The sequence below is a fragment of the Burkholderia sp. 4NA327C6 genome, assembly GCF_005502655.1.
GTDB lineage: Bacteria > Pseudomonadota > Gammaproteobacteria > Burkholderiales > Burkholderiaceae > Burkholderia > Burkholderia contaminans.
On the sequence record NZ_SCNZ01000025.1, the window covers coordinates 1 to 26,114 of the forward strand.

18 protein-coding genes are annotated in these 26,114 nt (G+C 67.5%); 6 read left to right on the plus strand and 12 right to left on the minus strand.

Annotation, left to right across the window (positions count from 1 at the left end):
• Nucleotides 1–363: 363 nt before the first annotated feature.
• Nucleotides 364–747 carry a hypothetical protein gene (locus FFS49_RS23820; RefSeq protein WP_224756076.1) on the minus strand — a complete coding sequence of 128 codons (384 nt, stop codon included), beginning with the start codon at nt 745–747 and terminating at the stop codon, nt 364–366.
• Nucleotides 748–1,290: 543 nt separating this feature from the next.
• On the minus strand, nt 1,291–3,198 hold the full coding sequence (locus tag FFS49_RS23825; RefSeq protein ID WP_224756075.1) for a beta-galactosidase: 1,908 nt from the start codon (nt 3,196–3,198) through the stop codon (nt 1,291–1,293).
• 248 nt (nt 3,199–3,446) lie between these two features.
• On the opposite strand from FFS49_RS23825, the gene FFS49_RS23830 reads away from it, so the two are divergent.
• Nucleotides 3,447–5,009 carry a TIGR04222 domain-containing membrane protein gene (locus FFS49_RS23830; protein ID WP_105815118.1) on the plus strand — a complete coding sequence of 521 codons (1,563 nt, stop codon included), beginning with the start codon at nt 3,447–3,449 and terminating at the stop codon, nt 5,007–5,009.
• Between the two features lie 69 nt (nt 5,010–5,078).
• Here the strand turns inward: FFS49_RS23830 and FFS49_RS23835 are convergent, their stop codons facing one another.
• The 6 genes from FFS49_RS23835 to FFS49_RS23860 are packed head-to-tail and all read right to left on the minus strand — an operon-like array spanning nt 5,079 to nt 13,211.
• The gene (locus FFS49_RS23835; RefSeq protein ID WP_105815117.1) at nt 5,079–8,447 is read right to left on the minus strand and encodes a glycosyltransferase; all 3,369 of its coding nucleotides are present in this window, start codon (nt 8,445–8,447) and stop codon (nt 5,079–5,081) included.
• 2 nt (nt 8,448–8,449) lie between these two features.
• Nucleotides 8,450–9,607 carry a dTDP-4-amino-4,6-dideoxygalactose transaminase gene (gene rffA, locus FFS49_RS23840; protein WP_105815116.1) on the minus strand — a complete coding sequence of 386 codons (1,158 nt, stop codon included), beginning with the start codon at nt 9,605–9,607 and terminating at the stop codon, nt 8,450–8,452.
• 59 nt (nt 9,608–9,666) lie between these two features.
• Nucleotides 9,667–10,314 (minus strand): class I SAM-dependent methyltransferase, encoded by a 648-nt coding sequence (locus tag FFS49_RS23845; RefSeq protein WP_105815115.1) that lies wholly within the window; start codon nt 10,312–10,314, stop codon nt 9,667–9,669.
• A 10-nt stretch (nt 10,315–10,324) separates the two neighbouring features.
• A complete protein-coding gene (locus FFS49_RS23850; protein WP_095145721.1) occupies nt 10,325–11,047 on the minus strand; it encodes a WbqC family protein in 723 nt (240 codons plus the stop codon).
• Nucleotides 11,044–12,429 carry an FAD-binding oxidoreductase gene (locus FFS49_RS23855; protein ID WP_039351302.1) on the minus strand — a complete coding sequence of 462 codons (1,386 nt, stop codon included), beginning with the start codon at nt 12,427–12,429 and terminating at the stop codon, nt 11,044–11,046. The genes FFS49_RS23850 and FFS49_RS23855 overlap by 4 nt, the downstream gene beginning before the upstream one ends.
• A complete protein-coding gene (locus FFS49_RS23860) occupies nt 12,426–13,211 on the minus strand; it encodes a class I SAM-dependent methyltransferase (RefSeq protein ID WP_039351301.1) in 786 nt (261 codons plus the stop codon). The genes FFS49_RS23855 and FFS49_RS23860 overlap by 4 nt, the downstream gene beginning before the upstream one ends.
• 406 nt (nt 13,212–13,617) lie before the next feature.
• Here FFS49_RS23860 and FFS49_RS23865 point away from each other — a divergent pair, with 406 nt between their 5' ends.
• The 3 genes from FFS49_RS23865 (at nt 13,618) to FFS49_RS23875 (ending at nt 20,328) form a co-directional block, all read left to right on the plus strand.
• A complete protein-coding gene (locus FFS49_RS23865) occupies nt 13,618–15,405 on the plus strand; it encodes a tetratricopeptide repeat protein (protein ID WP_105815114.1) in 1,788 nt (595 codons plus the stop codon).
• A gap of 241 nt (nt 15,406–15,646) precedes the next feature.
• Nucleotides 15,647–17,845, plus strand: a complete 2,199-nt coding sequence (locus FFS49_RS23870) for a glycosyltransferase family 41 protein (RefSeq protein ID WP_105815113.1) — start codon at nt 15,647–15,649, stop codon at nt 17,843–17,845.
• Nucleotides 17,842–20,328 carry a tetratricopeptide repeat protein gene (locus tag FFS49_RS23875; RefSeq protein ID WP_105815112.1) on the plus strand — a complete coding sequence of 829 codons (2,487 nt, stop codon included), beginning with the start codon at nt 17,842–17,844 and terminating at the stop codon, nt 20,326–20,328. Before FFS49_RS23870 ends, FFS49_RS23875 begins: the two co-directional genes overlap by 4 nt.
• Nucleotides 20,329–20,570: 242 nt before the next feature.
• Here the strand turns inward: FFS49_RS23875 and FFS49_RS23885 are convergent, their stop codons facing one another.
• From FFS49_RS23885 to FFS49_RS23895, 3 genes are all read right to left on the minus strand, one after another.
• Complete coding sequence (locus FFS49_RS23885; protein ID WP_039346848.1) at nt 20,571–20,867, minus strand: flagellar protein FliT; 297 nt, start codon at nt 20,865–20,867, stop codon at nt 20,571–20,573.
• A 28-nt stretch (nt 20,868–20,895) separates the two neighbouring features.
• Nucleotides 20,896–22,314: a flagellar filament capping protein FliD gene (gene fliD / locus FFS49_RS23890; protein WP_105815111.1), complete on the minus strand. Its 1,419-nt coding sequence runs from the start codon at nt 22,312–22,314 to the stop codon at nt 20,896–20,898.
• Nucleotides 22,315–22,507: 193 nt separating this feature from the next.
• Nucleotides 22,508–23,326, minus strand: a complete 819-nt coding sequence (locus tag FFS49_RS23895) for a flagellin domain-containing protein (protein WP_011350581.1) — start codon at nt 23,324–23,326, stop codon at nt 22,508–22,510.
• A gap of 544 nt (nt 23,327–23,870) precedes the next feature.
• Between FFS49_RS23895 and rpsU the strand changes: the two genes are divergently transcribed.
• The gene (rpsU, locus tag FFS49_RS23900) at nt 23,871–24,083 is read left to right on the plus strand and encodes a 30S ribosomal protein S21 (protein WP_006401410.1); all 213 of its coding nucleotides are present in this window, start codon (nt 23,871–23,873) and stop codon (nt 24,081–24,083) included.
• A 365-nt stretch (nt 24,084–24,448) separates the two neighbouring features.
• Here rpsU and FFS49_RS23910 read toward each other — a convergent pair whose 3' ends face one another.
• On the minus strand, nt 24,449–25,051 hold the full coding sequence (locus FFS49_RS23910) for a DNA-3-methyladenine glycosylase I (RefSeq protein WP_105815110.1): 603 nt from the start codon (nt 25,049–25,051) through the stop codon (nt 24,449–24,451).
• A 142-nt stretch (nt 25,052–25,193) separates the two neighbouring features.
• Here FFS49_RS23910 and FFS49_RS23915 point away from each other — a divergent pair, with 142 nt between their 5' ends.
• Nucleotides 25,194–26,075 (plus strand): BadF/BadG/BcrA/BcrD ATPase family protein, encoded by an 882-nt coding sequence (locus tag FFS49_RS23915; protein ID WP_105815109.1) that lies wholly within the window; start codon nt 25,194–25,196, stop codon nt 26,073–26,075.
• The last annotated feature ends 39 nt before the right edge of the window (nt 26,076–26,114 follow it).

Sequence of the window (26,114 nt, forward strand, 5' to 3'; positions counted from 1 at the left end):
GTGATCACCTTTGTATCCCCTGCTCAAAGATTGAGCAGAGCATTCAATCACGTGGGTCAAAATTCGATGAAAATTTCCAGCTCTAGTGGGTCAGTTCTGCCCGGACATCAACAGTAAAGCCCACAGGTCGGCAGAGCGGAGTCTCTCGGAGCAAGCGTCACGGCAGCACGCTTTCGCTATATACATATAGGCGTCGGTCAGGCAAGCTGGTTATAGTGCCTATAAAAAGGGCGCGACTACGAGGATTTGACGTGTCGCGGACTTTGGCATCAGAAGGGCATGCGCGATGCATCGGGGACCGTGCGGCAAGGCCGGTGGGAAGAGCAGCGAGTACTCACGCTGCTCTTCTTCGGGGACTACTACTTAGTCATCTCCCGTTTCCTCCTCGTTAGCAGCGGGATACAACTGCTCGTACTTCATTTCGATGCGTTCTTCGCTAGCAGCGAGGAGGTCGTCGTCAGCTTCCTTCAAACGCTTAAAGCCCAGCTTGACCCATGAATCAGCTTTGGATAGGTCAACGACAGCGTACTCGCCCGGAAGGCGCACGAGCAGCAGGTTCAGCTCGGCTAGTTCCTCTTCGAGTTCATTCAGAAAGCTCTCACGAATCGCGGTGCGGTTCGCCAGGCGGCGCAGGGTGTTGGCTGAAAAGCGGTAGCGCGTAACTTGGCGGTCGCGCTCTTTCTCGTACAGCTTGGCATTGATTGCAAGCAACTGGGCAGTTGCTCGGGGGGAGCGGCGGTTTTTCATCATCGAGTCCTAGTTAGGAGCGGAAAGTAGAGGTGCCTTTCAAGGCTGAACTGCGACTGCGAGTGAATTGTATGCGACATCGGATTCGGTGTCAATTCCACAGAATTAAGTGCTCATGTTGAGATTTTAGTGCTGACCTCTTGTCGAGGCGCGTGACGTTCGGAAGGCCGCGGAATAAAAAGGGGGAGTGATTGAGGTCTTTTGAAGCGGCTGCTGACAAACGCGACGAGAACAGCTTGTCTTTGTGGGGTGGTGGTCTTGCGGAGGTCTGATTTGCCTAGTGAGAACGACAAGAACAGGTTGTCTTGGAGCGACAACAACAGCTTAACTGCACACTCCCTTCGTCGCACTGTTTCGTTGCAGCTGAATTGCAGCTGGCACCGGCACGGGCTCGGCCGTCAGCGGCGTGACCCACTGCGCGACCTTCAGCCGGTCGTGGAACGCCTGCGCCTGATTGCGGGTGCTGGTGCTGTCTTGTCCGACCGGACCGCCCCGGCGGGGCGGTCGAGCGGAATGCCGAGGCTGCTGCGGCGCGGCGATGGATCAGCCGGTGAGCGTTGAACGAAGGTCGATTGGCGCCGGCGTGATTTGATGCATGTCGAAGATCACCACTTCGTTGTACCCGGTTCGCAGCCACGGGGCGGGACAGAACAGTCGATATTGAGGACCGACGTTCCAGTAGCGGCCGAGGTTGCGCCCATTGACCCATACAATGCCTTTGATCCAACCACGCATGTCCAGGAACGTATCGCCTACCTGGTCAAGCATGAGAGCAGCCTTGAAGAACAGGCCGGGTCGCGCCGGATTCGTGCAGACTTGTCGCAGACTCGTGATGTACTCGGCATCCATCGGGAGCGCGTACGTTGTCCATTCACGCAACGGCTTCGCTCCGACTGTCACGTCCCCGTTGATCCCCTTTCGATCAATCAGGTCGTCACCGTAGTTGACGCGGCCCATGCCTTCGACGAGCACATCGAGCACCTTGCCACCGGTCGGAAGCGTGACGTGCTCGGTGCTTGATACGACGCGCAACCCTTCCGCGAGATATCGCGGCATTTTCGCGCGCGTCATGCCGCCAGCATATTCGGTGTCGACGAACACTGTCGCATAGTCGTGAACGTCACCCGCCGATAGCGGGCCGCCGGCTCCGCCGATGTCCGCGTGGCGGTAAAGAACGAAGCCGGCCTGTTGGCCGTGCATTTCCATCGGCCGCGGCGCGTCGCTTGTCGCGATCGGCGCCGGCAGATTGTCCCATAGCGAAGCGAAAAGAAACGGCCGCAGCGAATGATCGCCGGCGAGCTCGATCGTGGGTGGTGCTGCCGGTACGGGCGGGAGCGGTTCGGACAGGTGCGCCTGAATCAGGTCGCGGTAGCGCGTGAAGCTGGCCGCTGCACGTCCCTGTTCGTCGATTGGCGCGAAGTAGTCATAGCTCGTGATGTCAGGTTGATAGTCGCCTGTCTTGTGGTCGCGGTTCGCGCCGGCCGTGAAGCCGAAGCTCGTGCCGCCGTGGATCACGTAAATGCTGAACGACAGGCCATAGCGCATGAAATCCGATAGCTCGCGCGAGATGTCGGAATCGTCCCCCTGGAATTTCCGGTCGCCCCAATGGGTAAAGAAGCCCGGATAGACTTCGCCACCCATGACGGTAGAACCGGGGAATTCTTCGCGTATCCGATCGATGTCGTGCGCCTTCGGCCCACTGAGGCCGATCGCGCAGCCGTCAAGCGCAGTTCGGTTTTCCCGCAATTGCTTGACACCATCGTCGGTAAAGAACGGCCCCGTGATGCCGCCGTCAACCCATGCGCGCCGTATTTCCTCCAGATAGGCGACGTCGTCGCCGTAGGTCGCATACTCGTTTTCGATCTGGATCAGCAGGATCGGGCCGCCGTTTGCCGACATCAACGGGCGTACCCGCGGCACAAGCTCGGCAATGTACTGGCGCGCCGCTTCCATGAAGCGCGGGTCACGGTGCGAGCCCACGCGCAACTGGATGTCATCGTGTGCGAGCAGGCGTGAAGGGATGCCACCGAGATCCCACTCGCCGCAGATATACGGGCCGGGCCGTAGCAGCACCCACATGCCTTCGTCCTGGCAGAGCTGCATGAATGTCTCGACGTCGCGCTCGTCTGACTCGAAATCGAATTTGCCCGCGGCCGTCTCGTGGAAATTCCACATGACGTAGACGGCGATGGTGTTCATCCCCATCGCCTTTGCCATCTGGATTCGGTGGCGCCAGTACTCGCGCGGGATGCGCGCCGGATGCATCTCGCCGCTACGAATCTGGAATGGCGCACCGTCGAGCAGGAAGGTGATGCCGTCGTCGCCGAACGTCAGGATGTGGCTGCCCCCGTTTTTCGGCGTGGGGCCCGCCAGGATTTTCCGCGGCTCGAATGTCACGGACGTCTTGTCGCGACTGCATGCCCCGAGAAGCGGCACCAGCGCTGCCGCCATCAAAAAGTTTCGCCTGTTCAAACTTATGTACCGGTTCTTTTTTTCGGATTCGCCGAGCCTGGCCGTGGCTCGCCTTTCAGTAACGCAACATTATCTTACGAATCCAATTTTCGGGTCGGATCGGGCGCCGTTACCGGCCGCAGCCGCCGTGCCGGTGTCGTGTTGCCTCGCCGTTGTGCGAGAATCGCCCGCAACAACCACTCCAAGCGACGATCGCGGCGGCCGTCCGCGCATCGCGCCGACTTCCGATGGCTGCCATCCTGTCTACCTCGACCGCAGTCGATGCCCGCGTGCTGACTGATGCGCAGCAGGCGCTGCTTGCGCGTCTGCACGCGTATTCCCCCGACGCGCCCGATGCGCCGCTGCCGTACAGCCGGCGCCTTGCCGAAGCCGAACGCTGGTCGCATGCGCACGCGCTGGCCGTAATCGACGAATACAAGCGCTTCGCGTTCCTCGCGCAGGCGGCCGGCCATCCGGTCACGCCGTCGCACGCGGTCGACGCCGCCTGGCACCTGCACCTGCAATACACGCGCGAATACTGGGACGTGTTCTGCGCCGACGTGCTGCGCGCGCCGCTGCATCACGTGCCGGGTGCGGGCGCGCCCGACGAGGCCGCGCAGTACGCGCGGCACTACCGGCAGACGCTCGACAGCTACCGCAGGCTGTTCGGCTGCGAGCCGCCCGAAGCGATCTGGCCGCGCCCCGTGGCCGAGCCGGCCGTGCCCGCCGACGCCCCGGTGCAGCGCGCAGAACCGCGCGATGGCCCGTCTAGCGAGCCCGCCGCACGCCCGCGACGCTGGCGGCGCTTCGCGAAGCTCGCTTGGCCGACGGCGGCGATCAGCGTCGCGGCGACCTGCGCGAGCGCGAGCGATTTCAATGTGCTGGACTTCTCGGGGCCGGACTTTCTCGGGTTGTTCTACGTGCCGCTCTGCATCGCCGCGCTGCTGCTGATCGCCGGCCTGCAGTGGCTCGAATACCGCCACCGTGTGTGGGGAACGCGCGCCGCCGAATCGTCGCCCGACCTGAGCGCGGAGGAAGCGGCGTATCTCGCGGGCGGCGGTGCCCGGATGGCGCAGGTCGCGATGCTGTCGCTCGCGCATGCCGGTGCGATCGAGCTGCGGATGAGCAAGGCCCACGGCGCGCGGGTGCGGATCGACGATCTGCGACAAGCCGGCGCTTATGGCGCCGACTGGGAATGGCTGAGGAGGCAACCCGGCGGCGAGGCGAGCTGCCACGCGTTTCGTCAGCGTCTCGCGTGGCGCGAAGCCGAATGCGCCGCGGCGTTGCAGCGCAAAGGCTGGCTCTGGGCGCCGGGCGAGATGCGGGCGACGCGGATGGCCGCGCGCGCGATCCTGCTGCTCGTGTTCGGCGCGGGCGCGGCGAAGCTCGCGGTCGGCCTGACCCGTGGCCGGCCCGTGCTGCTGCTGATGATTGTCATGACGGCGTTCATGGTCGCGTACCACTTCATGGTCGGACGCCTGCCCGGCTTGGGGCGCGGCGGCATGACGCGCGGCGGCCAGGCGGCGCTCGACGCGCACCGCGACGAACGCCGGGGCGAGCGCGCGACGCCGGACGGGCTCTTGTGGACGGCCGCGCTGTTCGGCGCCGGTGCGCTCGCCGGCACCGTGTGGGCCGCGCATTCGAAAGTGCTGATGGCGCCGCCGCCTATCGCCGTGAAAACCGGCGGGTCGAGCGGTTCGTCCGACTCGGGCGCCGGGGACAGCAGTTCGAGTTCGTGCGGAGCGTCGAGTTCTTGCAGTTCGTCGAGCTCATGCAGCTCGAGCAGTTGCGGCGGCTGTTCGAGCAACTGAGCACAGGGCGCGCCGCCGGGATGGCGCGCCGTGCCGCCGGCATCAGGCAAGCGGCACGGCGCGCGCCGACTACGCGATCGCGGCATCGGCGGGCGTTCGTGCCTGCGCGGCACGCCCGTCGCCCGCCTCGACGATCAGCGTCCAGTCGAACGCCGGCAGCGCGCAGAGCTGCTCGACGGTGGCCGTGTACTCGTGCGCGGGCGCGTGCAGGTAGCGCACCTTGTCGGTCCATTCGGGCAGCGGCGCCTGCGACGTGGTCACCACGACCGCCAGCAGATCCTGTTCCGGCCGCCTCGCGATTTCCTGCAGGCTCAGCCGGACCTGGTCGAGGTCGCCCTCTGCGTCCAGGATCAGCGCGCCGGCGATCGGCGCATCCGGCCGGGCGGGCGGGTTGCCGACAGCGCCTTTGTCGATGCACTGCTGATACACGTGGCGATAGCGCGGCAGCGCCTGCTGCAGCGCGTGATGCTTGCGGACCTTCGCCTGCGCCGTGCGCGCGAGCCCGCGGCGCAGCGCCGGGTTCGCGATCAGCCGGTCGAGCGCGTCGACCCAGGCCTGCGGCGCATCCGGGACCAGCAGGCCGTCGCAGCCGTCGTGCAGCGCGAAGCGATAGGCCGGTCGGTCGCTGACGATTGAGGGGATGCCGGCCGCCGCGTATTCCTGCCACTGGATCGTGCTCGTGGCGGCGTTGTAGTCATGGTCGGCGAGCGGCAGCAGCGCGATGTCCCAGCGCCGTTCCGGCAGGCGTCGTGCGTGCGCGTCGTAGTCGTGAAGCTCGGGCTCGCACGCGGCGGCCGGATGGCCGGCCCAGCCCGGCGGGACGTCCGCGCCGACGAAACTCACCCTGACCTTGCCGGGATGGCGCGCGCAGATCGCGTGCAGCGCCGCGTCGACGAGCGCGAAGTTGTCGGCGCGCAGCGACGCGCCGGCGATGCCGATCGTCACGCAGTCGTCGCCGCGCGCCGCCACGGGGCGGTAGAACCGGTCGAAGTCCACGCTGTCGGGCAGCACGTGAACGCGCGGGTGCGACAGCCGGTAGCGGCTGGCGATGAACGGCGTGGATACGATCACGGCGTCTGCGTTGCGCAGCATGAGCTCGATCCCCGCGCGGGCCATCCCGCCTTGCGTGGCGAGCGGATGCGCGGGCGGCAGTTCGGTCAGCAGGTCGTCGGTCTCGTAGATCACCGGCTTTTCATGCTTGAAGATCGTGTACAGGTCGTTGCCCGTCAGCAGGCCGGGCGTCAGCCGGTGCAGCAGGACGGCGTCGGCCGTGGCCAGCACGCTGCTGTCGATCTGGCCGTCCCGGATGCCCGGGACGAGTTCCCATTCGTCGCTCAGCAGACCGAACGGCAGCGTGAGGCGAATGCGCGACGACGCGCATGCGTCCGGATCGATCGAATACACGACCAGGCGCTTGCGGCGCGGTGCGGCGTCCGCAGTCGCGGCGACGGGCGCCAGCGTCCGGTTCTCCGCCAGCAGCCGGGCGTACAGCGCACCGTGGCGCGCGGCGTTGCGGCCGATGTCGTGCTGCGCGCGGATCGCATCCTGCGCGGCTGCGGCGAGTTGCGCGCGGGTTTGCGGATGTTCGATCAGGTGCGCGATCGCGTCGACCCACGCGTCGGCGGTGTCGGCGACGAGCGAGCCCGTGCTGCCGTGGACAACCGGGCCGCCTTGCGCCGGCGTAGCGACGAGCACCGTGGCCGCGCCGGCCGCCGAGTATTCGAGCCATGCGCGCGGCGGCGCATCGTCGCGCAACGTGACCGGCGCCGCGACCAGCGCGATGTCGAGGTCCGCGCGCTTCAGCGCGTCGGCGTAGCTGTCGTAAGGGGCGGGCTCCGTAATCAGCGTGACGTCCGGTTCGCGGTCCCAGCCGGCCGGCAGCGCCGCGCCGACGAACGACACCCGGAGCTTCCCCGGAAACCGGCGGCGGAGCTCGGCCAGCGCGTGGCGGACCTGCTCGAGACGCACGCCGTCGAGACCGGTGCCGGAAACCGCAAGGTTCACGTGGTCGCGCACGCCGGGCGCCGCGCGGTGCAGACGCTCGAGATCGACGCTGGTCGGCAGCACGTGGACCGATGCGTTGACTTGACGGTACTCCCGCACCAGCGCTTCCGACGGCACGACGATCGCATGCGCGCGCTGCACCGCGCTGCGGATGCCTGCCTTGCGGCGCGCGTTGTCGGCCGCGCCGGGGATGTCGGCGAGCAGCGTGTCGAGCGGCGCGTCGATCTCAAGGACGACCGGCTTGCCGAGCGAGAACAGGTGTTCCAGCGTGGCGGCGGACAGCAGGCCCGGCGTGTCGCCCTGCAGCACGATCAGGTCCGCGCGCTGCAGCGCGTCGGGATCGATGCCGGCTTGCGTGACAGGGAACGTCAGCGCCCATTCGCGGTCCAGCCGCGCGAACGGCTGCGCGAAGCGCAGGCTGGTGCGCGCGTGGTCGGCCGGTTCGGCGGTGACGACCGCGATGCACGAGCGCGGCGCGGACGCGGGCTGTCCCGGGGCGGCGGCGCCTGTCGCGACGGCCTGCGCATCCAGCTTGTCCGCATGGGCCTGGGTCCGCTCGACGAAGTGCTGCAACTGCTGCCAGAACGCCTCCTCCTCCTTCAGGTAGACGCTGCGCGCTTCGTGAACGGTGGCCTTCGCGTGGGCGATCTCGTGTTCGTCGAGCCCCCATGCGATGCCCTTGCCGTCCATCACCCACCGGGTCGGCTCCGACAGCGACGCGTCATTCATGATGCACACGACCGGGCAGCCGCACAGCAGCGCTTCGAACACGGCGGTGGACCATTCGTACATGTACACGCACTCGACCTGTCGGAACAGCGCCGCGAGTTCGTGCGCCGAACGTTCCGGCACGCGGGTCGAGATTTCGATCGACTCGGCGGTGACCGGATGCAGCGTGCCGCCGCGCCGCAGGTGGCGATTGATGAAGACGGCCGTGCCGTTGCGGCGGGCGTCGTCGACCCCGTCGCTGTTGAAGATGCGCGTGTCGACCAGCGGCATGCGCAGCAGGTCCGCCTTCCATTCTTCGGGCACCAGCGACGGCCCGAACGTGAAGATGAGGTCGTCCGGCTGCAGGGTGATCGGTTCGCCGTTGATGCGGCCGGGCTCGGCCAGCAGGTAGCGCACGACGCAGCGCGCGTTGAGCGGGTTGCCGGTGACGACGTCCGGGTAGACGACGATCGGGCTGCGGTTCGCGCGGGCATGCATCTGTGCGATGTCGTTGGTCAGCGGCGGTGTGCGCAGCTCGGGATGCACGACCGCCGTGCAGACGTACGCTTCCTGGCCGAGCAGGTTCAGCACGTGGCACAGGTAGTGCATCGCGCGGATCCCGCCGGAGGTTTGCCGGAAATTCGGCGCGAGTATGTAGTACGGGTGGTCGAGTCGCGTAAAAATGCGCGAACCGCCGTGCGCGAGGCCAGGTTTGGGAGTCGTCATCGTTATCGGGTGCGGTAGAAATCGAAGACCACGTCGAGGATGCGATCCTGTTCGGCTTCGGTCATGTCGTGGTAAAGCGGCAGCCGGACGAGGCGGTCGGCGACGAGGTCCGTCACCGCCATGCCGGACCCGCAGCGCCCGTAGCGCTGGCCGGCCGGCGAACTGTGCAGCGGCACGTAGTGGAACACCGCGTTCACGCCCACCGCGCGGATCTGCTGCAGCAGCGCGGTGCGTTCGGCGAGGTCGCGTGCGAGGAAATAGAACATGTGGCCGTTGCCGCGCTCGGCGAGCGAAATCGCGGGCAGCTCGATCAGCCCGTCCGCGTGCAGCGGCTGCAGCGCGTCCTGGTAGCGCTGCACGGTCGCGCGCCGCTGCGCGGTGATCACGTCCGCGTGCTCGAACTGCGCGTACAGGAACGCCGCGATCAGCTCGCCCGGCAGGAACGACGAGCCGACGTCGACCCAGGTGTACTTGTCCACCTGCCCGCGGAAGTACTGACTGCGGTTGGTGCCCTTCTCGCGGATGATCTCCGCGCGCTCGACGAGGCGCGGGTCATTGACCAGCAGCGCGCCGCCTTCGCCCGAGATCACGTTCTTGGTCTCGTGGAAGCTGAGGCACGCGAGGTGGCCGAGGCTGCCGAGCGGCTTGTCGTTCCACGTCGACTGCAGCGCCTGGGCGGCGTCCTCGATCACCCACAGGTCGTGGTCCGCCGCGAGTTGCCCGATCACGTCCATGTCGCATGCGACGCCCGCGTAGTGCACCGGCACGATCGCGCGCGTGCGCCGGGTGATCGCGGCGGCGATCTGCGTCTCGTCGAGGTTCAGCGTGTCGCGGCGGATGTCGACGAACACCGGCGTCGCGCCGCGCAGCACGAACGCGTTGGCGGTCGACACGAACGTGTAGGACGGCATGATCACTTCGTCGCCGGGCTGCACGTCGGCGAGGATCGCGGCCATCTCCAGCGCTGCCGTGCACGAGTGCGTAAGCAGTGCGCGCTGGCAGCCGATGCGCGCTTCCAGCCAGCGGTGGCAGAGCTTCGTGAACGCCTGGTCGCCGGCGAGGCCGCCCTGCTCGACCGCTTTCGCGATGTAGTAGAGCTCCTTGCCGACCACGAACGGGCGGCCGAACGGAATGCTGTCGAGATTGGGTGGGCCGAACATGGTCAGGCTCCGCGTCAAGGGGTGGGACGTTCGGCCGCGCGGTTCGCGCGCGGCGCCGCTCAGATGTCCTTGCGGACGAGAATCGTGAATTCGTACAGGCCGTAGTCGTGCAGCAGCGCGACGTGGCGCGAATAGCGGCGCTTGCAGCGATCGAACAGCGCGCACGGGTCCGCGTAATACAGGAGGTCCGGGCGCATGAACGGCGGATCGGAATACGACGTCAGGCAGTTGAACGCGAAGCCCAGTCGGCTCGTCGCGTGCAGCGTGTCGAGCGTCGCGTGGATGTAGTCGAGCCACGCGTCGTCGCCGTGACCGCGCCTGACGTTGAAGATGCCGGATGCGATCCCGTAGTCCGACGCAGCCTGCGGCTCCGCGCCGACATGAAACGCCACGTTCGCGTCGTCGCGGTAGCGCTGCCGCGCGGCGTCGACCATGTCGGACGAGATGTCGTAGCCCGCATACGCGAAGCCGTCGGGCAGCGCGCGCGCCTTCAGGAAATCGACCAGCGCGCCGTAGCCGCAGCCGATGTCGTTCACCGAGTGGCCGCCGGACGCGGGCAGGATTTTCGTCAGTTGTTCGAAGCGCAGGAACTGGCCGGTTTCGCCGTTCCAGTCGACGCCGCGCGCGGTCGCGCCGTGCTCCGCCAGCCGCGCGCTGTAGTACGCGGCCACATCTTCCAGCAGGTTCGCATGCCGGGATTCGCTCATGGACATCACCTCAGTCTTTCGAGGTCAGCGCGTACCGGCGCGCTTCGGGACCGCAGTTGAACAGCACGTCGAGCACCGTCACGCCGTGGACGAAGTCGCCCCACTGCTGCGGATACTCGGGATAGGCCGGATAGTCGAACCAGCTCACCGCGACGCCGGCATCGGCGAACAGGTTCTCGTCGAGGTAGCTGCGCGCGGCCGGGCCGGACAGGTACTCGGTCGCGCCCGCCTGCACGCACAGGTTCAGCAGCTTCTCGGTGCGGTCGCCGTGCAGCGCATAGTCCGACGTCGACGACACGCGCGTGCCGATCTCCAGTTGCCGGAGGACCCACGTCAGCATCGCGACATTCAGCTCGCTCAGCATCCCGTAGGTGCGACCGGTGTAGAGCGCTTCGAGCTCGTCCGCATAGCGCGCGAAGTGCGGCGCGCGCGCGTAGTTCTGCTGCAGGGCTTTCCAGTGCAGCTGTGCCCAGTCGGCGCCGTCGATCTCGGTTTCGCGGATCGACTGGTGATACTTGCCCTTCACCTTCACCGGCACGCTCAGCCATTGCACGCCCTGCGGCGTCTTGATCTGGTTGCGGTTGCGCCAGTCGCGGCGCGTGTATTGCGCGTCGTCGTAGAGGATGAACTCGTCGCTGGCGGCGATCAGGTCGAAGTAGCCCTTCCACGGAATGTAGTTGGACTGGACGATCGCCACCCGCTTCGCGTCACGGTTCATGGTCGCACCGCTCATGCCGGAATGTGGCCGTACCGGTACATGTCGACGAGCTCGGGCGGAATGCCCCAGTCCGTCGCGCCCAGCTTGTCGTGCAGCGCCTCCAGGTCCGCGCGTATCGCGTTCTGCAGCTGCTCGACCATGCGGTTGCGCGCCGGCACGAAGTCGTGCTGGTACGCGGCATTGATCTGATGGCGCACCGTCTTCGCGATCGCGGCCTCGCGCGTCATGTTGCGGATCAGCGGGCGTTCGGGCGCGAGTTCCGCATAGCGCGGATCGATCGGCTCGCCGCGCATCGCCGCGACGAGATCGCGGCACAGCACCGGCGACAGGTGGAAGCCGTCGCGCTTGGTGCCGCCGAGAATCCACAGGTCGCGCACGCTGGTTTCGCCGAACAGCGGATACAGGTCGGACGTCGTCGGCCGCCAGCCGACGTTGACGTTGAGCAGGTTCGCGCGCGAGAAGCGGGTGTTGATCTGGTCCATCGCGGACTTGAGCAGCGTGTACGCGCTGCCGGCGTGGCCGTGGTCGTGCGGCACCGGGCTGATGTAGTTGCTGGCGCCGACGAGGGTCCGGTCCGGCCCGTGCGGCGCCGAATACACGCCGCACGCGAGGCCGCGGTTGGTCGTGCGCACGCAGTGCGTGTGCACGTTCTCCTTGCTCTGCAGTTCGATCGACATGCCGATGCCGTAGAACATCCGCTGCACCGGCAGCTCGGGCAGGCTTGCCTGCAGCACGCGCGTCACGTTGGCGCCGTTGCAGAGGATGAAGCGGTCCGCGCCGAGCACGCTGCCATCGGACAGGCGTGCCCCGGTGACGCGTCCGGCCGCGGTGTCGAGCCGCTCGACCTCGGCGTCGATGAAGCGCACGTTGCCGGCTTGCGCGACCGACTGGGTCAGCGCGTCGAGAAACTGTTTCGGATTGACCCAGCCTTCGCGCTTCAGGAAGACCGCCTTCAGCGCGCGATAGCGCGGGTCCGGATGATAGTTCGGGATGCCTGACGGATCGACCGCCTCGCAGGGCTCCTCGAATTCGCGGCAGAACCGCTGCATGGCCGCGAAGTTCTCGTCGTCGAGCGCGTCGGTCGCGGCATTGTTCAGCACGAAGGTGCCGAAGCCGTACGCGATCGCGCGCTCCGGCGTGCAGATTTCAGCGAATACGGCGGGCCAGGCCGCCGTCGCGCCGCGGCTCAGCTCGAACTTGAAGCGGTCGATCGGCGTGCCGAGCGAATCGCCTTCCAGTTCGGTAAACGAATTGAGCATCGCCGCCGCAGCGCGCGTGGCCGAGCCGGGCCGATGCGCGTGGCCGACGATCACGAGCTCGACGCCCGGGTCGGCCTGCTGCCATGCGCGGGCCGTCATCAGGCCGAGAATGCCGTTGCCGAGGATTGCGATCTTCATTTGCGTGCGCCCCCGCCTTCGGGGAATGACAGGTAGCAGAGCGACGGATAGGCCGCCGCCTTGTGGATCTGGTGCGGACGGTTGCCGAGCAGGTCGCGCAGGTAATGGATGCCTTCCGCGGGCAGCTGGCCGCCGCGGGTGAGCTGCCAGAACGCGACGATGCCGCCGGGCACCAGCCGCTCCATCACCGCGTCGAACGCGTGCCGGGTCGGCTCGATCACGTTCAGGTCGAACCACGCGAGCGCGACCATCTCGCCGGGATGCGCTTCGCCGAACGCCGCCAGCGTGTCGCGGCAGTCGCCTTCCCACACGTGGTGCTTGTCGTGCACGTGCCCCATCGCGTTGCTGCGCTCGTGCAGGTTCAGCAGTTTGCGCAGCAGGTCGGCGTACTCGCCGGACAGCGAGTACGTGCCGTCGGAGAACAGCTTGCGGTCGCGCGTGTCGTGCTCGGCGAAACCCGTGTAGCCCGTGAACGTATCGAAAGCGTGGATGCGGCGCTGGAAGTTCAGCGGCTCGAGAATCGCGCGGAAGTTCTCGCACAGCACGGCGGTCTGCCCGCGCCACGTGCCGAGATCGAGGATCGCGCCCGGCAGCGGCACGATTTTTTGATAGATCTCAAAGGTCGCGAGAATGCGTGCGAGGAGCGAGCCGCGCACGAACAGGCCGAGCGACCGTTCCAGTTCCTCGCGCGTCGCGGGGTAGGTCTGCATCAGGTCGAACAGTTCGCGGCGCGCCGCGAGCTGATCGCCATCTGCGTTGGTGATGATCGCTGATTCGTGCATACACAGGGCTCCAGGCACAAAGGGTGTGACCGGACGAGCGCGCGTCGGCGCGGTGGCATCGGAATGCGCAACCGTCCGAGCGTCGCAGGTCGGGCATCTTTCTGCGATCAAGTCTAGCGAGCGCCGCCAGGATCGAATGTCGGATTAGCGGGTGGTTTCACCCCGCATTTCGATGGATTCGCGGGTATCCGGCGCGAATTCCGGGCGCCCGCGGGTGCGGCTCGCAGTAGCGGGAATAGCGACCAATTCCAGCACCTGCTCGCCAGATTGGAACGCGGCGTGCGCGGGGAGAATTCGGACACGTCGGAGACCGTCGGTGCGTGCGTCCGCGGGCGAAGGCGTGCGCCGACGCGGCGGCGCCGGCCGCGATTCGAATCCCGTATTGGCTACCAGGACGACTTAGCTCATGATGCCCACCTCCCCCGCCGCCGCCACGATCGAACAGGCGCTGGCGCACCATCAGGCCGACCGGCTGGAAGAGGCCGAGACGCTGTACCGGCGGATCCTCGACACCGATCCCCGGCACGCGGACGCGCTTCACCTCCTCGGCCTGATCGGCCATCAGTACGGGCGTTATCAGGAGGCATCCGACCTGATCATGGCGGCGATCGAGGTCAAGCCGGACGCGATCTATTACTACAACCTCGGCAACGTGATGCAGGCGGACAACCGTCACGCCGCCGCCGCCGAGTGCTTCCGTCTCGCCATCGAGCTGCGACCCGACTACGTCGATGCGTACAACAACCTCGGCAACGCGCTGCGGCTCGCCGGCGACGCCCGCGCGGCCGTCGATGCGTTCTGCCAGGCCATCGCGCTGAAGCCGGACAACGGCCAGGCCTACAACAACCTTGCGAATGCGCTGTTCGACCTGAACGAGATTCCGGCCGCGCTCGAGGCGTACCGGCACGCGGTCGCGCTGCGCCCCGAACTGCCGGAGCCGCGCAGCAACCTGCTGTTCGCGAGCCACTGCAGCGAAGCGTTCGACCACGACGCCTATCTCGCCGAAGCCGCGCGCTACGACGAAGTCGTCACGCGGTGCGCGACGCCGTGGACGGACTGGCTCGTCGACCTGACCGCCCGCGCCGGGCGGCCGCTCAAGGTCGGCATCGTGTCGGGCGACCTGAAGGCGCATCCGGTCGGCTATTTCATCGAGAGCATGCTGAAGCATCTCGACGCGAACCGGATCGAGATGCATGCGTACCCGACGCGCGACGTCGAGGACGACGTGACCGCCCGCATCAAGCCGGCCTTCGCGACGTGGACCTGCATTGCCGGCCTGAGCGACGAAGCGGCGGCCGCGCGTATCCGCGCGGACCGCATCGACGTGCTGCTCGACGCGGCGGGCCACACGGTCTACAACCGCCTGCCGTTGTTCGCGTGGAAGCCCGCGCCGCTGCAGGCGAGCTGGCCCGGTTATTTCGCGAGCACCGGCGTGCGCGCGATCGACTACGTGATCGGCGACCGTCACGTGCTGCCGCCCGCCGAGGCCGCGCATTTCACCGAGCGGCCGTGGCATCTGCCGGACAGCTATCTTTGCTTCACGCCGCCGGCCGAGCCTGTCGACGTCGGCGCGCTGCCGATGCTCGCGAGCGGCCATCCGACCTTCGGCTATTTCGGCAAGCTCGCGAAGATCACCGATCACGTCGTCGCGGTCTGGTCGCGCGTGCTGCAATCGGTCGCGGGCGCGAAGCTGTTCGTGAAGGCGGAGCATCTCGACGATCCTCACCAGCAGCAGGCGCTTGCCGCGCGCTTCGCGGCGCACGGCATCGACGCGCAGCGCCTGATCCTCGAAGGCCGCTCGCCGCGCGCCGAATACCTGGCCGCGTACCGGCGCGTCGACCTGATGCTGAGCCCGTTCCCGTATCCGGGCGGCACGACGACCGCCGAAGCGTTGTGGATGGGCGTGCCCGTGCTGTGCCGGCGCGGCGAGCGCTTCCTGTCGCACATCCCCGAGAGCCTGCTGCATGCGGCGCGGCTGCCCGAGTGGATCGCGGACGACGACGACGCGTATGTCGCGAAGGCCGTCGCGCAGGTCGGCCAGCCCGCCGGGCTGGCGGCGCTGCGCACGACGCTGCGCGAGCAGGTGCTCGCGTCGCCGCTGTGCGACGCGCCCCGCTTCGCGCGCCACTTCGAGGACGCACTGCACGGCATGTGGGCGCAGCACGTCGAAGCCGCGCCGGTCGCATCCGTGTGAGGCCGCTCACGACGTGACGTGCGTGGGTATTCCGACGCCGGCGGCAAGCGGAACATGGCGCCCCTCGCGCTGAACACCGCGCCGGGCGACGTGATCGTCGTTCCGACCGGTGGCGCGTGCGCGACACCGTCGTCGGGATGGCATGCGATGGGATGGCGGCGCTGGCCGTGACGATGGGTCACGGCGGCAGGCTGATCGACTTCGGACGCGAACCGCATCCGTAATTAGCAGAGCAGACGAGATGGACGGAACAGGACAGGCATTGCAGGCGGCGCTCGCGCATCATCAGGCGGGGCATCTCGCGGAAGCGAAGACGCTGTACGACGCGATCCTCACCGCGCAGCCGGGCCAGCCGGATGCGCTGCATTTCCTCGGGCTGCTCGCGTGCCAGCTGAAGCAGTACGACGCAGGGCTCGCGCTGATGGAGCAATCGCTCGTCGAGCGGCCGGACGCGTCGTACTTCAACAACCTGGGCAACATGCTGCGCGAAAGCGGCCGGCTCGACGACGCGATCGCGCGCTACCGGCGCGCGGTGGCGCTGCGGCCGGACTACCCGGAGGCGCACAACAACCTCGGCAATGCATTGCGCGACGCGCGCGAGCCGGCGGCTGCGATGGAGAGCTGCGCGCGCGCGATCGAACTGCGGCCCGGTTACGCGCAGGCGTACAACAACCTCGGCAACGCGCTGCAGGATCTGGGCGACCTCGACGGCGCCGCCACGCATTACGTCCGCGCGATCGAGCTGGACGCGTCGATGGCGATGGCCCACGCGAACCTGAGCGCCGTGCGTCACAAGCAACTGCGCTGCGCGGAAGCGCTCGCGCATGCGCTGGACGCGATCCGGCTCGCGCCGAACCTCGCCGAAGCGCACAACCACGCGGGCAACGCGTATCACGGACTGGATCGGCTCGACGCGGCCGAGGCCAGCCATCGCACGGCCGTCACGCTGAATCAGGCGGACGCCGGCGCGTGCCACAACCTGTCCGTCGTGCTGCTGAAGCTGCAGCGGCTCGACGAGGCGCTCGTGTATTGCAGGCAGGCGTTGCAGGCCGGCCCGCCGGCCGTGTTGATGCACGTCAATCTCGGCGACATCCTGCGCGCGCAGGGCAACGTCGATGCCGCGGTCCACGCGTATCGCGATGCGCTCGCGCTGGTGTGCGACGACGCCGACGACGTCGCGGCGACCGTGCTGAACCGGCTGCTGTTCAGCGCGGCGGCGTCCGCGTGCGTGAACCCTGCCGACTACCTGGCCGACGCGCGGCGCTACGGCCGGCACCTGGCCGCGCGTTCGACGCGCCATGTGCACGATCCGCGCGAGCGGGCCGTGCGCGCGCAGGGGCGGCCGCTGCGTGTCGGCTTCGTGTCCGGCGACCTGCGCCTGCACCCGGTCGGCATCTTCCTGGAAAGCGTGCTTGCGCACCTCGAGCGCACGCGCATCGACCTGCGCGTGTACGTGACCACGGACGAGGAGGACGCGATCACCGCGAAACTGAAGCCGCACGCGAACGGCTGGCGCTCCATCGCCGCGCTGGGTCCGGAGGCGGCCGCGCGGATGATTCTCGACGACGAAATCGACGTCCTCGTCGACCTCGCGGGCCATACGCAGTCGAGCGGGCTTCCCGTGTTCGGCTGGAAACCCGCGCCGGTGCAGGCGAGCTGGCTCGGCTTCTTCGCGTCGACCGGCTGCGACGCGATCGACTACTTCATCGGCGACCGCTACACGCTGCCGGACGCCGAAGCGCACCACTTCGTCGAGAAGCCGTGGCGGCTGCCCGACAGCTTCCTGTGCTTCACGCCGCCGGCCTGCGACGTCGAGGTCGGCCCGCTGCCGATGGCGGCGAGCGGCCATCCGACGTTCGGTTGCTTCGGCCAGCTCGTGAAGATCGGCGACGACGTCGTGCGCGCGTGGTCGCGCATCCTGCACGCGCTGCCGGACGCGCGGCTGCTGCTCAAGGCGCACGAGCTCGGCCGCGAGGGCGTGTGCGACGCGACCGCCGCGCGCTTCGCGCGGCATGGCATCGACGCGGACCGGCTGATCCTCGAGGGCGGTTCGCCGCGCGCGGAATACTTCGGCGCATATAACCGCATCGACGTCGCGCTGAGCCCGTTCCCGTACCCGGGCGGCACGACCACGGCAGAAGCGCTGTGGATGGGCGTACCGGTGCTCGGGATGAAGGGCAGCCGGTTCGTCACGCACATCTGCGAAAGCGTGCTGCACGCGGCGGGCATGGGCGAATGGGTCGCTGACGGCGAGGACACCTATGTCGCGAAGGCGATCGCGGCGGTGCGCGATCGCGAGCGGCTCGCGACGCTGCGCGCCGGGCTGCGCGCGCAGCTGCTCGCATCGCCGCTGTGCGACGCGCGCCGGTTCGCCGCGCATCTCGAAGCGGCGTTCCTCGCCATGTGGCAACGCTATACGAACTCGGAGCAGGAAGCATGAACGATATCCACGACACGCTGCAGTCCGCGCTCGCGCATCATCAGGCGGGGCGTCTCGCGGAAGCGAAGACGCTGTACGACGCGATCCTCACGGCGCAGCCGGGCCAGCCGGATGCGCTGCATTTCCTCGGGCTGCTCGCGTGCCAGCTGAAGCAGTACGACGCAGGGCTCGCGCTGATGGAGCAATCGCTCGTCGAGCGGCCGGACGCGTCGTACTTCAACAACCTGGGCAACATGCTGCGCGAAAGCGGCCGGCTCGACGACGCGATCGCGCGCTACCGGCGCGCGGTGGCGCTGCGGCCGGACTACCCGGAGGCGCACAACAACCTCGGCAATGCATTGCGCGACGCGCGCGAGCCGGCGGCTGCGATGGAGAGCTGCGCGCGCGCGATCGAACTGCGGCCCGGTTACGCGCAGGCGTACAACAACCTCGGCAACGCGTTGCAGGACCTCGGCGAGCACGAGGCGGCGGCCGCGAGCTACGCGAAGGCGGTCGCGCACCAGCCGCAATACGCGGATGCGTACTGCAATCTCGGCAACGCACTGCATGCGCAGGAGAAATTCGACGATGCTGCGGATGCCTATCGTCGCGCCATCGCGCTGCAACCGGGGTTTCGTGTCGCGCACCAGGGGTTGAGCGCGACGCTGCGCGCGGCAGGTGATCTGCGGGGGGCGGTCGACCACGCGCGCGAGGGGCTCGATCCGGGTGACGCGCACGCGCACTGCGTACTGGCAAGGCTGCTGCAGCGCATCGGCGATTTCGACAAGGCGCTCGAACTGCTCGAGCAGGCGGTCGCGATCGACCCCGCGTATGCCCAGGCATGGGCGTGGCTCGGCGATTTGCGCAACCAGCAGGGCGAATACGGGCAGGCGGTGCAGGTGTGCCGGCGTGCGATCGAGCTCGATCCCGAACTGGCCGACGCATACAACTTCCTTGGCTTCGCGTATCACAACCTCAACTTGCTGGCCGCCGCGGAGTTGAGCCACCGGCATGCGATCGACCTGAACCCGGACGATGCCGACGCGCATCACAACCTCGCCGCCGCGCTGTTTCGGCTCGAGAAGCTCGACGAGGCGATGAAGCACACCGAGATCGCGCGGGCGCTCGGCATCGATCCGCTGAAGGTCCAGATGACGCTCGGCGACATCCTGTGGGCGAAAGGGGATCTCGCCGGCGCGCTGGATGCGTTCCGCTCGGCGATCCGGCACGACCTGCATCGCGCGTACTCGCGGATGCTGTTCAACATGTCGAGTTCGCCCGCGTTCGAACCGCAGGAGTGGGTCGCTGAAGCGCGCCGCTACGGCGAACATCTCGAGCGCGACGCGCACCCGTTCGAGCACGACCGCGCGCAGCGCGTCGCGCAGGCGCAGGGGCGGCCGCTGCGCGTCGGCTTCGTGTCGGGCGACCTGCGGCAGCACCCGGTCGGCATCTTCCTTGAAAGCGTGCTCGCGCGGATCGACCGGTCGCGCATCGAGCCGCATGCGTATGTGACGTTCGTCGGCGAGGACGACGTGACCACGCGGCTCAGGCCGAACTTCGCGAGCTGGAAGAAGGTGGTCAGCCTGGGCCGCGAGGAGGCCGCGCAACTGATACGCGACGACGGCATCGACATCCTGATCGATATGGCAGGACACACCAACTGGAGCGGCCTGCCGATCTTCGGGCACAAGCCCGCGCCGGTGCAGGCGAGCTGGCTCGGTTTCTTCGCGACGACCGGTTGCCGCGCGATCGACTATTTCATCGGCGATGCGCATACGCTGCCGGCCGACGAGGCGCATCACTTCACCGAACGGCCGTGGCGGCTGCCGGACAGCTACCTGTGCTTCACGCCGCCGCCGTACGATGTCGCGGTCGGCCCGCTGCCGATGGCGGCTCATGGCGGCGTCACGTTCGGCTGCTTCGGCAAGCTGATCAAGATCAGCGACGCGGTCGTCGCGCTGTGGTCGCGCATCCTGCACGCGCTGCCGGACGCACGCCTGCTGCTGAAGGCCCATGAACTCGGCGCCGGCGACGTGAACCAGGCGACGCTCGACCGCTTTGCACGGCATGGCATCGGCCCGGAGCGGCTGATCCTCGAAGGCGGCTCGCCGCGTGCGGAGTATTTCGCCGCGTATAACCGCATCGACATCGCGCTGAGCCCGTTCCCGTACCCGGGCGGCACGACCACCGCCGAAGCGCTGTGGATGGGCGTGCCGGTGCTCGGGATGAAGGGCAGCCGGTTCGTCACGCACATTTGCGAGAGCCTGCTGCATGCGGCAGGCATGGGCGACTGGATCGCGGAAGACGAGGCGGCGTACCTCGCGAAGGCCGTTGCGTTCGCGCGCGACCGCGACGGGCTGGCGACGCTGCGTGCAACGCTGCGCGAGCGCGCGCTGGCGTCGCCGCTGTGCGATGCGTCGCGCTTCGCACGCAACCTCGAGGACGCGCTGCACGGCATGTGGGCCAGCTACGCGGCCGGCGACACGGCACCCCGGGACGCGTGACGAGCGGGATCGCGCCGCGACTGAAAGCCGCGTTCGCGCATTGTCGGGCCGGGCCGCCCGGGATGATCGACGCGGCCGTCGAGCGGGCGACGCGGGCGTAGCCGGCGCGATCCGGCTCGCGCTCCCGCCTGCAGGCGAAAAAAAAGCCGCATTGAAGCGGCTCGACGGTACGGCGACAACGGACCGCTCGACTGGCGGCGTCTTTTAATTCGAAATGCGTGGCGGGCAAGACGCCCGGCCGGTCACAGCATGCCAGCCTTCTGGTACTGGCTCGCGGCCTTGATCCGCTCCTGGGACTGCGCGAATTCCGCAGCCAGGCGGTCACGGTCCGTCTGCGCATGCTCGGTGATCGACGCGTCGATCGCCATGATCTGCCGCACGCGGTCCAGTGCCTCTGGCGTCTGCTCGCCGGACAGGTTCATCAGCAGCGGCGAGCGTTCGTCGACGAGGGCCGCGACGCGCACCCAGTCGCGTGCGTCGGCCGCCGACTGCATGGCGCGGGTTAGGTCGAAGGCGCGGGACAGGGTGTCGTTCGTCATGGTCAGTTCCGTTCGGTGCGGTTGCGACTTACTTGTTGGTGGCCATCGCGCCGGCGCTGTTCTGGCCGCCGAACAGCTGGGTCAGGTAGCGGGTGTTGTTCGCCATCTGCGCCATCAGCGTGTTCAGCGCGGTGAACTGCGCGGTGTACTGCGTGGTCAGCTGGTTCGAGTAGGTCTGCAGTTGCGTGGCCTGATTCTGCACGCTCGTCAGGTCGGCATTGATCGCGGTGGTGCGCTGGTCGATCAGGCCGGACGTCTGCGTGTACGTGTTGATGTTCGCATTGAGCGCCTGGGCGATGCCGTTCGTCTGGTTGAAGATCGCCGCCACCGCGGAACCGTTCGACTTGAGCGCGGTGGTCAGCGCGGCGGTGTCGACCGACATCGCACCGGTCGAATCCACGTTGATGCCGATGCTGCCGAGCGCATAGGTCGTGCCGCCCGTCGTGACGCCGCTGCTGAGCGTCGTCGCGAGCGTGTTCCTGATCGTGTTCATCATCGCGTCGCCGAGCAGCGGGCCGGCGGTCTTCGCGGTCGGGTCGTAGCTCGTCAGCGATTTCGCGGTATTCACGAAGTTGGTATACGCGGTCGCGAAATTGGTGATCGCGGTCGTTGCCGCGGCCGTGTCCTGCGACAGCGTGACGGTTTGCGTCGTGCCGACGGCCGCTTGCGACAGCGCCAGCGTGACGCCCGTCAGCGCGCCCGACACGTTGTTCGACGCGCTCGACACCGGCGTGCCGTCGATCGTCAGCTTCGCGTCGGCGGCCGGCGTGACCGTCGAGTAGCCCGACGTCAGTTTCGAATTGACGCCCGTGCCCGAGATCGAGATCGTGTTGGCCGCGCCGGTGGCGTTCGACTGCATCACGAGATGCTGGCCGTCCGAACCGGTGATGACCGACGCGGTGACGCCGGCATTGCCGGATGCGGAATTGATCGACGACGCGATGTCGGACAGCGATGCGCCGGCCGCCACGTTGACGTTGAACGCGGGGTTGCTGCCGAACGTGATGCTCAGCGAGCCGGCCGAGATCGTGTCCGCCGACGTCACGCCGGCCGACGACAGCTTGTTGGCGGTCGCGAGCTGCGTGACATTGACCGAATACGAACCGGCCACCGCGCCGCTGCCGCTCGTGACCGTCGTCGCGATGCCGGTACCGCTTGCCGTCGCGGCCAGGCTGCCGAGCGTGGTGCCGTTCGAGAGGCCGGTGAGCGCGGTCTGCAGCGCGGACAGCGCACCCTTCAACTGGCCGATCGCGGACAGCTGCGTATTGTCGTTCGTCTGGCGGGTCTGCAGGGTCTGCAATTGCCCGGCCGTCTTCGCGTTCACCAGCGTCGTGACGAGCGTATTGACGTCGAGCGACGAATTGGTCGCGCCGCTGATGATCGACTGTCCGGCCTGCGACAGGAGGGTAGTGATGTCCGTGCTGCTGACGGGGGTCGTGGTGGCCATGCCGTTGCTCCGGTCGTCCGCGCTATCAACGTGCGCGATGCGGCGGGGCGCCGCGGTTCAATGCAAAGAGGGAGGCGTGCCTCCCTGGAAAATTCTGGTCCGGGCGGTTTCGGCGGAATCGCGATGCGTTGCATGGCGACGCCGCCGGGCCCGGAGGCGGGCGGGCGCGTGGCCCGCCGCGGGTGCTGCTCGATTAGCCGAGGAGCTTCAGGACTTGCTGCGGCAGCGAGTTCGCTTGCGCCAGAACCGAGATACCAGCTTGTTGCAGCACTTGCGCCTTGCTCAGGTTCGCCGTTTCCGTCGCGAAGTCCGCGTCGGTGATCTGCGAGCGAGCGGCGGTCATGTTGGTTGCCTGGGTTTGCGTCGTCGAGATCGCAGCCTGGAACGTGTTCTGAGCTGCGCCCAGCGTTGCCTGGAACGTGTTGACTTGCTTCAGTGCCGCGTCGATCGCCGTGATCGCCGATTGCGCGCCCGACTGGGTGGCGACGCTCAGGGTGTTCACGCTCATGCCCGTGCTGTTCCAGTTCGCCGTGCCGAAGTCGACGGTAACGACCTGGTTCGCTGCTGCGCCGATCTGGAACGTGACGCTGCCCGTGCCGCCCAGGATGGTCTGGCTGTTGAACGTCGTTTGCGATGCGACACGGTCGATTTCGCCGAGACGCGTCGTCACTTCAGCTTGCAGGTTCGCGCGAGCGCTCGAATCCAGCGAGCCGTCGCCCGCTTGTTGCGCCAGCGTACGGATACGCTGCAGGTTGTCGACCGTCGATTGCAGCGCGCCGTTGGCGGTCTGGATCATCGAGATGCCGTTGTTCGCGTTTGCAACACCTTGCGTCAGCGCGTTGATTGCCGCCGTTTGCGACGTCGAGATCGCCAGGCCTGCTGCATCGTCAGCAGCGGTGTTGATGCGCTTGCCCGAAGACAGGCGGTTGATCGCTTGCGACAGTGCGCTTTGCGAGCCCGACAGATTCGTCTGCGTCGTCAGCGAAAGGATGTTGGTGTTGATGTTCAGCATTTGCTTCCTCGTTTTGGAAAATGGCTGGGATACAGACAGGTTCTGATTTCGGCGTTGCGCTTTATCGCGACTGGCGCTGCCCCGCCTTTCCTGGTTGACGGCGGCACCCGGCGAAAACTTTAGAGGGATGTTTGGGGAAATTCGGGACCGAAGGATCGCTGCCAGTCGAAAGGCCCGCCCGGCTTGGCCGGCCGGGCCGCGGGCGGGCGCCGCACGCGGCTCCGTTCGACGGGGCGATCGGCCGCGCCGCGCGGAGCGACGAACCGGAAGATGCAAAAGGATAGTTTTATCTGTGATTCTCTGCTATGATGGCGGGCTGAATTGAGATTTCTGTCAAGCCTCTGCCGTTTTCGGCACGTCTGCTGGCAGTCAAACGCGGCGCTGCACGCGGCTGTGAAGCGTACTCGCGGTGCTTTCCGCCTCTCTTTTCCGGCCTCCGAGGCCGTATTTCCGCTCGTTTCGCCTGTTTGTGGGGACGCTCGGATGGCCGGTGCGTGGCGCTTGGCCGCTACGTTTTTGACCGTTTAAGCAATTTAGGAACGACATGACGACGATTCTTCTGAAAGAAAACGAGCCGTTCGAAGTGGCGATTCGCCGCTTTCGCCGTGCTATCGAAAAAAATGGCCTGATCGCTGAACTGCGCGAACGCCAGTCCTACGAAAAGCCGACCGCAGTCCGCAAGCGCAAGAAGGCAGCAGCCGTCAAGCGCCTGCACAAGCGCCTGCGCAGCCAGATGCTGCCGAAGAAGCTCCACTAAGAGCGTCTTACGGTTCGCCGCGAAACGGCGGAGCGTGCTTCGAAAGAAGCCGCTCCGCCGTTTTGCTTTTGGGGGCCGGGAAAATCCCGGTGCCTGGGCGAGCGGGGCGCGCTACCGGGCGGGCACGCGACGTGGACGGACGCGAGGGCAGGCGAGGCTGACGGTCATGGCGAATGAATACCAACGGAACCAGGAATCATTTGCATGGGTATGGAATGTCACGCATCGTTTCAACACCCGTCGAACGCGCAACTGTTCCATGCCGCGCGCAAGGGCATCCGGCCTCGCTGGCGGCGGCCGGCCCGCTCGTGCGCGGCGCCTGACCTCGAATGCCCCGCATCTTGTCGAACCGGGGCCGCTCGCCGTCAGCCCGCCTTGCGCCGGCGTGCGGGCTGCTTGCCGCCGAGCGCTGCGCATTGCGCGTGGCACGGGCAGCCAGCTTCGTGATCGTTGACCATGCCGGTGGCCTGCATCAGCGCATAGCAGATCGTCGAACCGACGAACTTGCAGCCATACGCCTTCAACGCCTTGCTGAGCGCGTCGGACTGCTCGGTCGACGCGGGCGCGTCGCGGTACGACTGCCACGCGTTCTGGACCGGCGCATTGCCGACGAACGACCACAGGAACGCGGCGAGCGACCCGTGCTCTTCGCGGATGCGCTGCACGGCGCGCGCATTGGTGACCGCCGATTCGACCTTCGCGCGGTTGCGCACGATGCCGGGATTCTCCAGCAGCTTCTCGATGCGTTTCGGCGTGAAGCGCGCGACGGCATCGACGTCGAAATCCGCAAAGGCTTCACGGTAGCCCGCGCGCTTGTTCAGGATCGTCGACCACGACAGCCCGGCCTGCGCGCCTTCCAGGATCAGCATTTCGAACAGGTGGCGATCGTCGTGCGACGGCACGCCCCACTCGGTATCGTGATAGTGAGCATCCGCTTCCGTCTTCACCCAGTTGCACCGCTGCGACATCGCTTGCCTCGCTTTTCGTATCGACTCGATCGCGTCAGCATAGCGGAAGCCCTTTTCACGGAACAGCCGGCCGAACGGCAGATGGGCGCGCGGCGCCGATCCGGTTAAGCTTGGCGCCTGTTCGAATCAGCGGGATGAAGGCATGGCGGCATTACTTTTTGCGATCGGCATCGACGGAGGCGGCACCGGCACGCGCGCGGTGCTGGCCGACCGGCACGGGCGCGAGCTCGCGCAGGGGCGCGGCGGCCCGTCGGGGCTCGGGCTCGGCATCGAGCGCGCGTGGGCGTCGATCGGCGCGGCCTGCGCGGATGCCTTCACACGGGCCGGTTATGCACTCGACTGGTCGCAGTGCGCGCTCGGCTGCGGGCTCGCGGGCGTCAACAATGCGGCGTGGCTGGCCGCGTTCCGCGCGCAGGCGCCGCTCGCCGCGCTCGCGGTCGAGAGCGACGCGTATACGACCGTCGTCGGCGCACACGGCGGCGCGCCGGGGCTGATCGTCGCGCTCGGCACCGGCAGTATCGCGGCGGCGCTCGATGCGGCCGGCGCGTGCCGGATCGCGGGCGGCTTCGGCTTCCCGTCCGGCGACGAGGCGAGCGGCGCATGGCTCGGCGTGCGCGCACTCGCGTATGCACAGCAGGCGCTCGACGGCCGCGTGCCGCGCGACGCGTTCGCCAACGCGCTGCTCGCGGAAACGGGCGCGCAGGATCGCGACGCGCTCGTCCAGTGGTCGTGCGATGCGAACCAGACGATCTACGCGCGGCTGGCGCCGGTCGTGTTCGCGCATCGTTCGCATCCGGTCGCGGGCGCGCTGATCGCGCAGGCGGGCGACGAGATCGGCAAGATGATCGATGCGCTCGATCCGCAGCAGGCGCTGCCGGTCGCGCTGTGCGGCGGATTGGCGGACGCCCTCGCACCGGCCGTGCCGGCGCGCCATGCCGTCCGGCTGCGCGCGCCGCTCGACGATTCCGCGCACGGCGCGCTGCGGCTCGCGCTGCAGGCGCTGCGGGCGGCGGAAGGGAGCTGACGGCGTTTCGAGGCAGGAGGAAAGCACGCCGCAACCGCG

Coding starts and splice junctions, on each gene's coding strand:
- FFS49_RS23820 (WP_224756076.1), bottom strand. CDS start 747: ATGAAAAACCGCCGCTCCCCCCGAGCAACTGCCCAGTTGCTTGCAATC.
- FFS49_RS23825 (WP_224756075.1), bottom strand. CDS start 3,198: ATGGCGGCAGCGCTGGTGCCGCTTCTCGGGGCATGCAGTCGCGACAAG.
- FFS49_RS23830 (WP_105815118.1), top strand. CDS start 3,447: ATGGCTGCCATCCTGTCTACCTCGACCGCAGTCGATGCCCGCGTGCTG.
- FFS49_RS23835 (WP_105815117.1), bottom strand. CDS start 8,447: ATGACGACTCCCAAACCTGGCCTCGCGCACGGCGGTTCGCGCATTTTT.
- rffA (WP_105815116.1), bottom strand. CDS start 9,607: ATGTTCGGCCCACCCAATCTCGACAGCATTCCGTTCGGCCGCCCGTTC.
- FFS49_RS23845 (WP_105815115.1), bottom strand. CDS start 10,314: ATGAGCGAATCCCGGCATGCGAACCTGCTGGAAGATGTGGCCGCGTAC.
- FFS49_RS23850 (WP_095145721.1), bottom strand. CDS start 11,047: ATGAGCGGTGCGACCATGAACCGTGACGCGAAGCGGGTGGCGATCGTC.
- FFS49_RS23855 (WP_039351302.1), bottom strand. CDS start 12,429: ATGAAGATCGCAATCCTCGGCAACGGCATTCTCGGCCTGATGACGGCC.
- FFS49_RS23860 (WP_039351301.1), bottom strand. CDS start 13,211: ATGCACGAATCAGCGATCATCACCAACGCAGATGGCGATCAGCTCGCG.
- FFS49_RS23865 (WP_105815114.1), top strand. CDS start 13,618: ATGATGCCCACCTCCCCCGCCGCCGCCACGATCGAACAGGCGCTGGCG.
- FFS49_RS23870 (WP_105815113.1), top strand. CDS start 15,647: ATGGACGGAACAGGACAGGCATTGCAGGCGGCGCTCGCGCATCATCAG.
- FFS49_RS23875 (WP_105815112.1), top strand. CDS start 17,842: ATGAACGATATCCACGACACGCTGCAGTCCGCGCTCGCGCATCATCAG.
- FFS49_RS23885 (WP_039346848.1), bottom strand. CDS start 20,867: ATGACGAACGACACCCTGTCCCGCGCCTTCGACCTAACCCGCGCCATG.
- fliD (WP_105815111.1), bottom strand. CDS start 22,314: ATGGCCACCACGACCCCCGTCAGCAGCACGGACATCACTACCCTCCTG.
- FFS49_RS23895 (WP_011350581.1), bottom strand. CDS start 23,326: ATGCTGAACATCAACACCAACATCCTTTCGCTGACGACGCAGACGAAT.
- rpsU (WP_006401410.1), top strand. CDS start 23,871: ATGACGACGATTCTTCTGAAAGAAAACGAGCCGTTCGAAGTGGCGATT.
- FFS49_RS23910 (WP_105815110.1), bottom strand. CDS start 25,051: ATGTCGCAGCGGTGCAACTGGGTGAAGACGGAAGCGGATGCTCACTAT.
- FFS49_RS23915 (WP_105815109.1), top strand. CDS start 25,194: ATGGCGGCATTACTTTTTGCGATCGGCATCGACGGAGGCGGCACCGGC.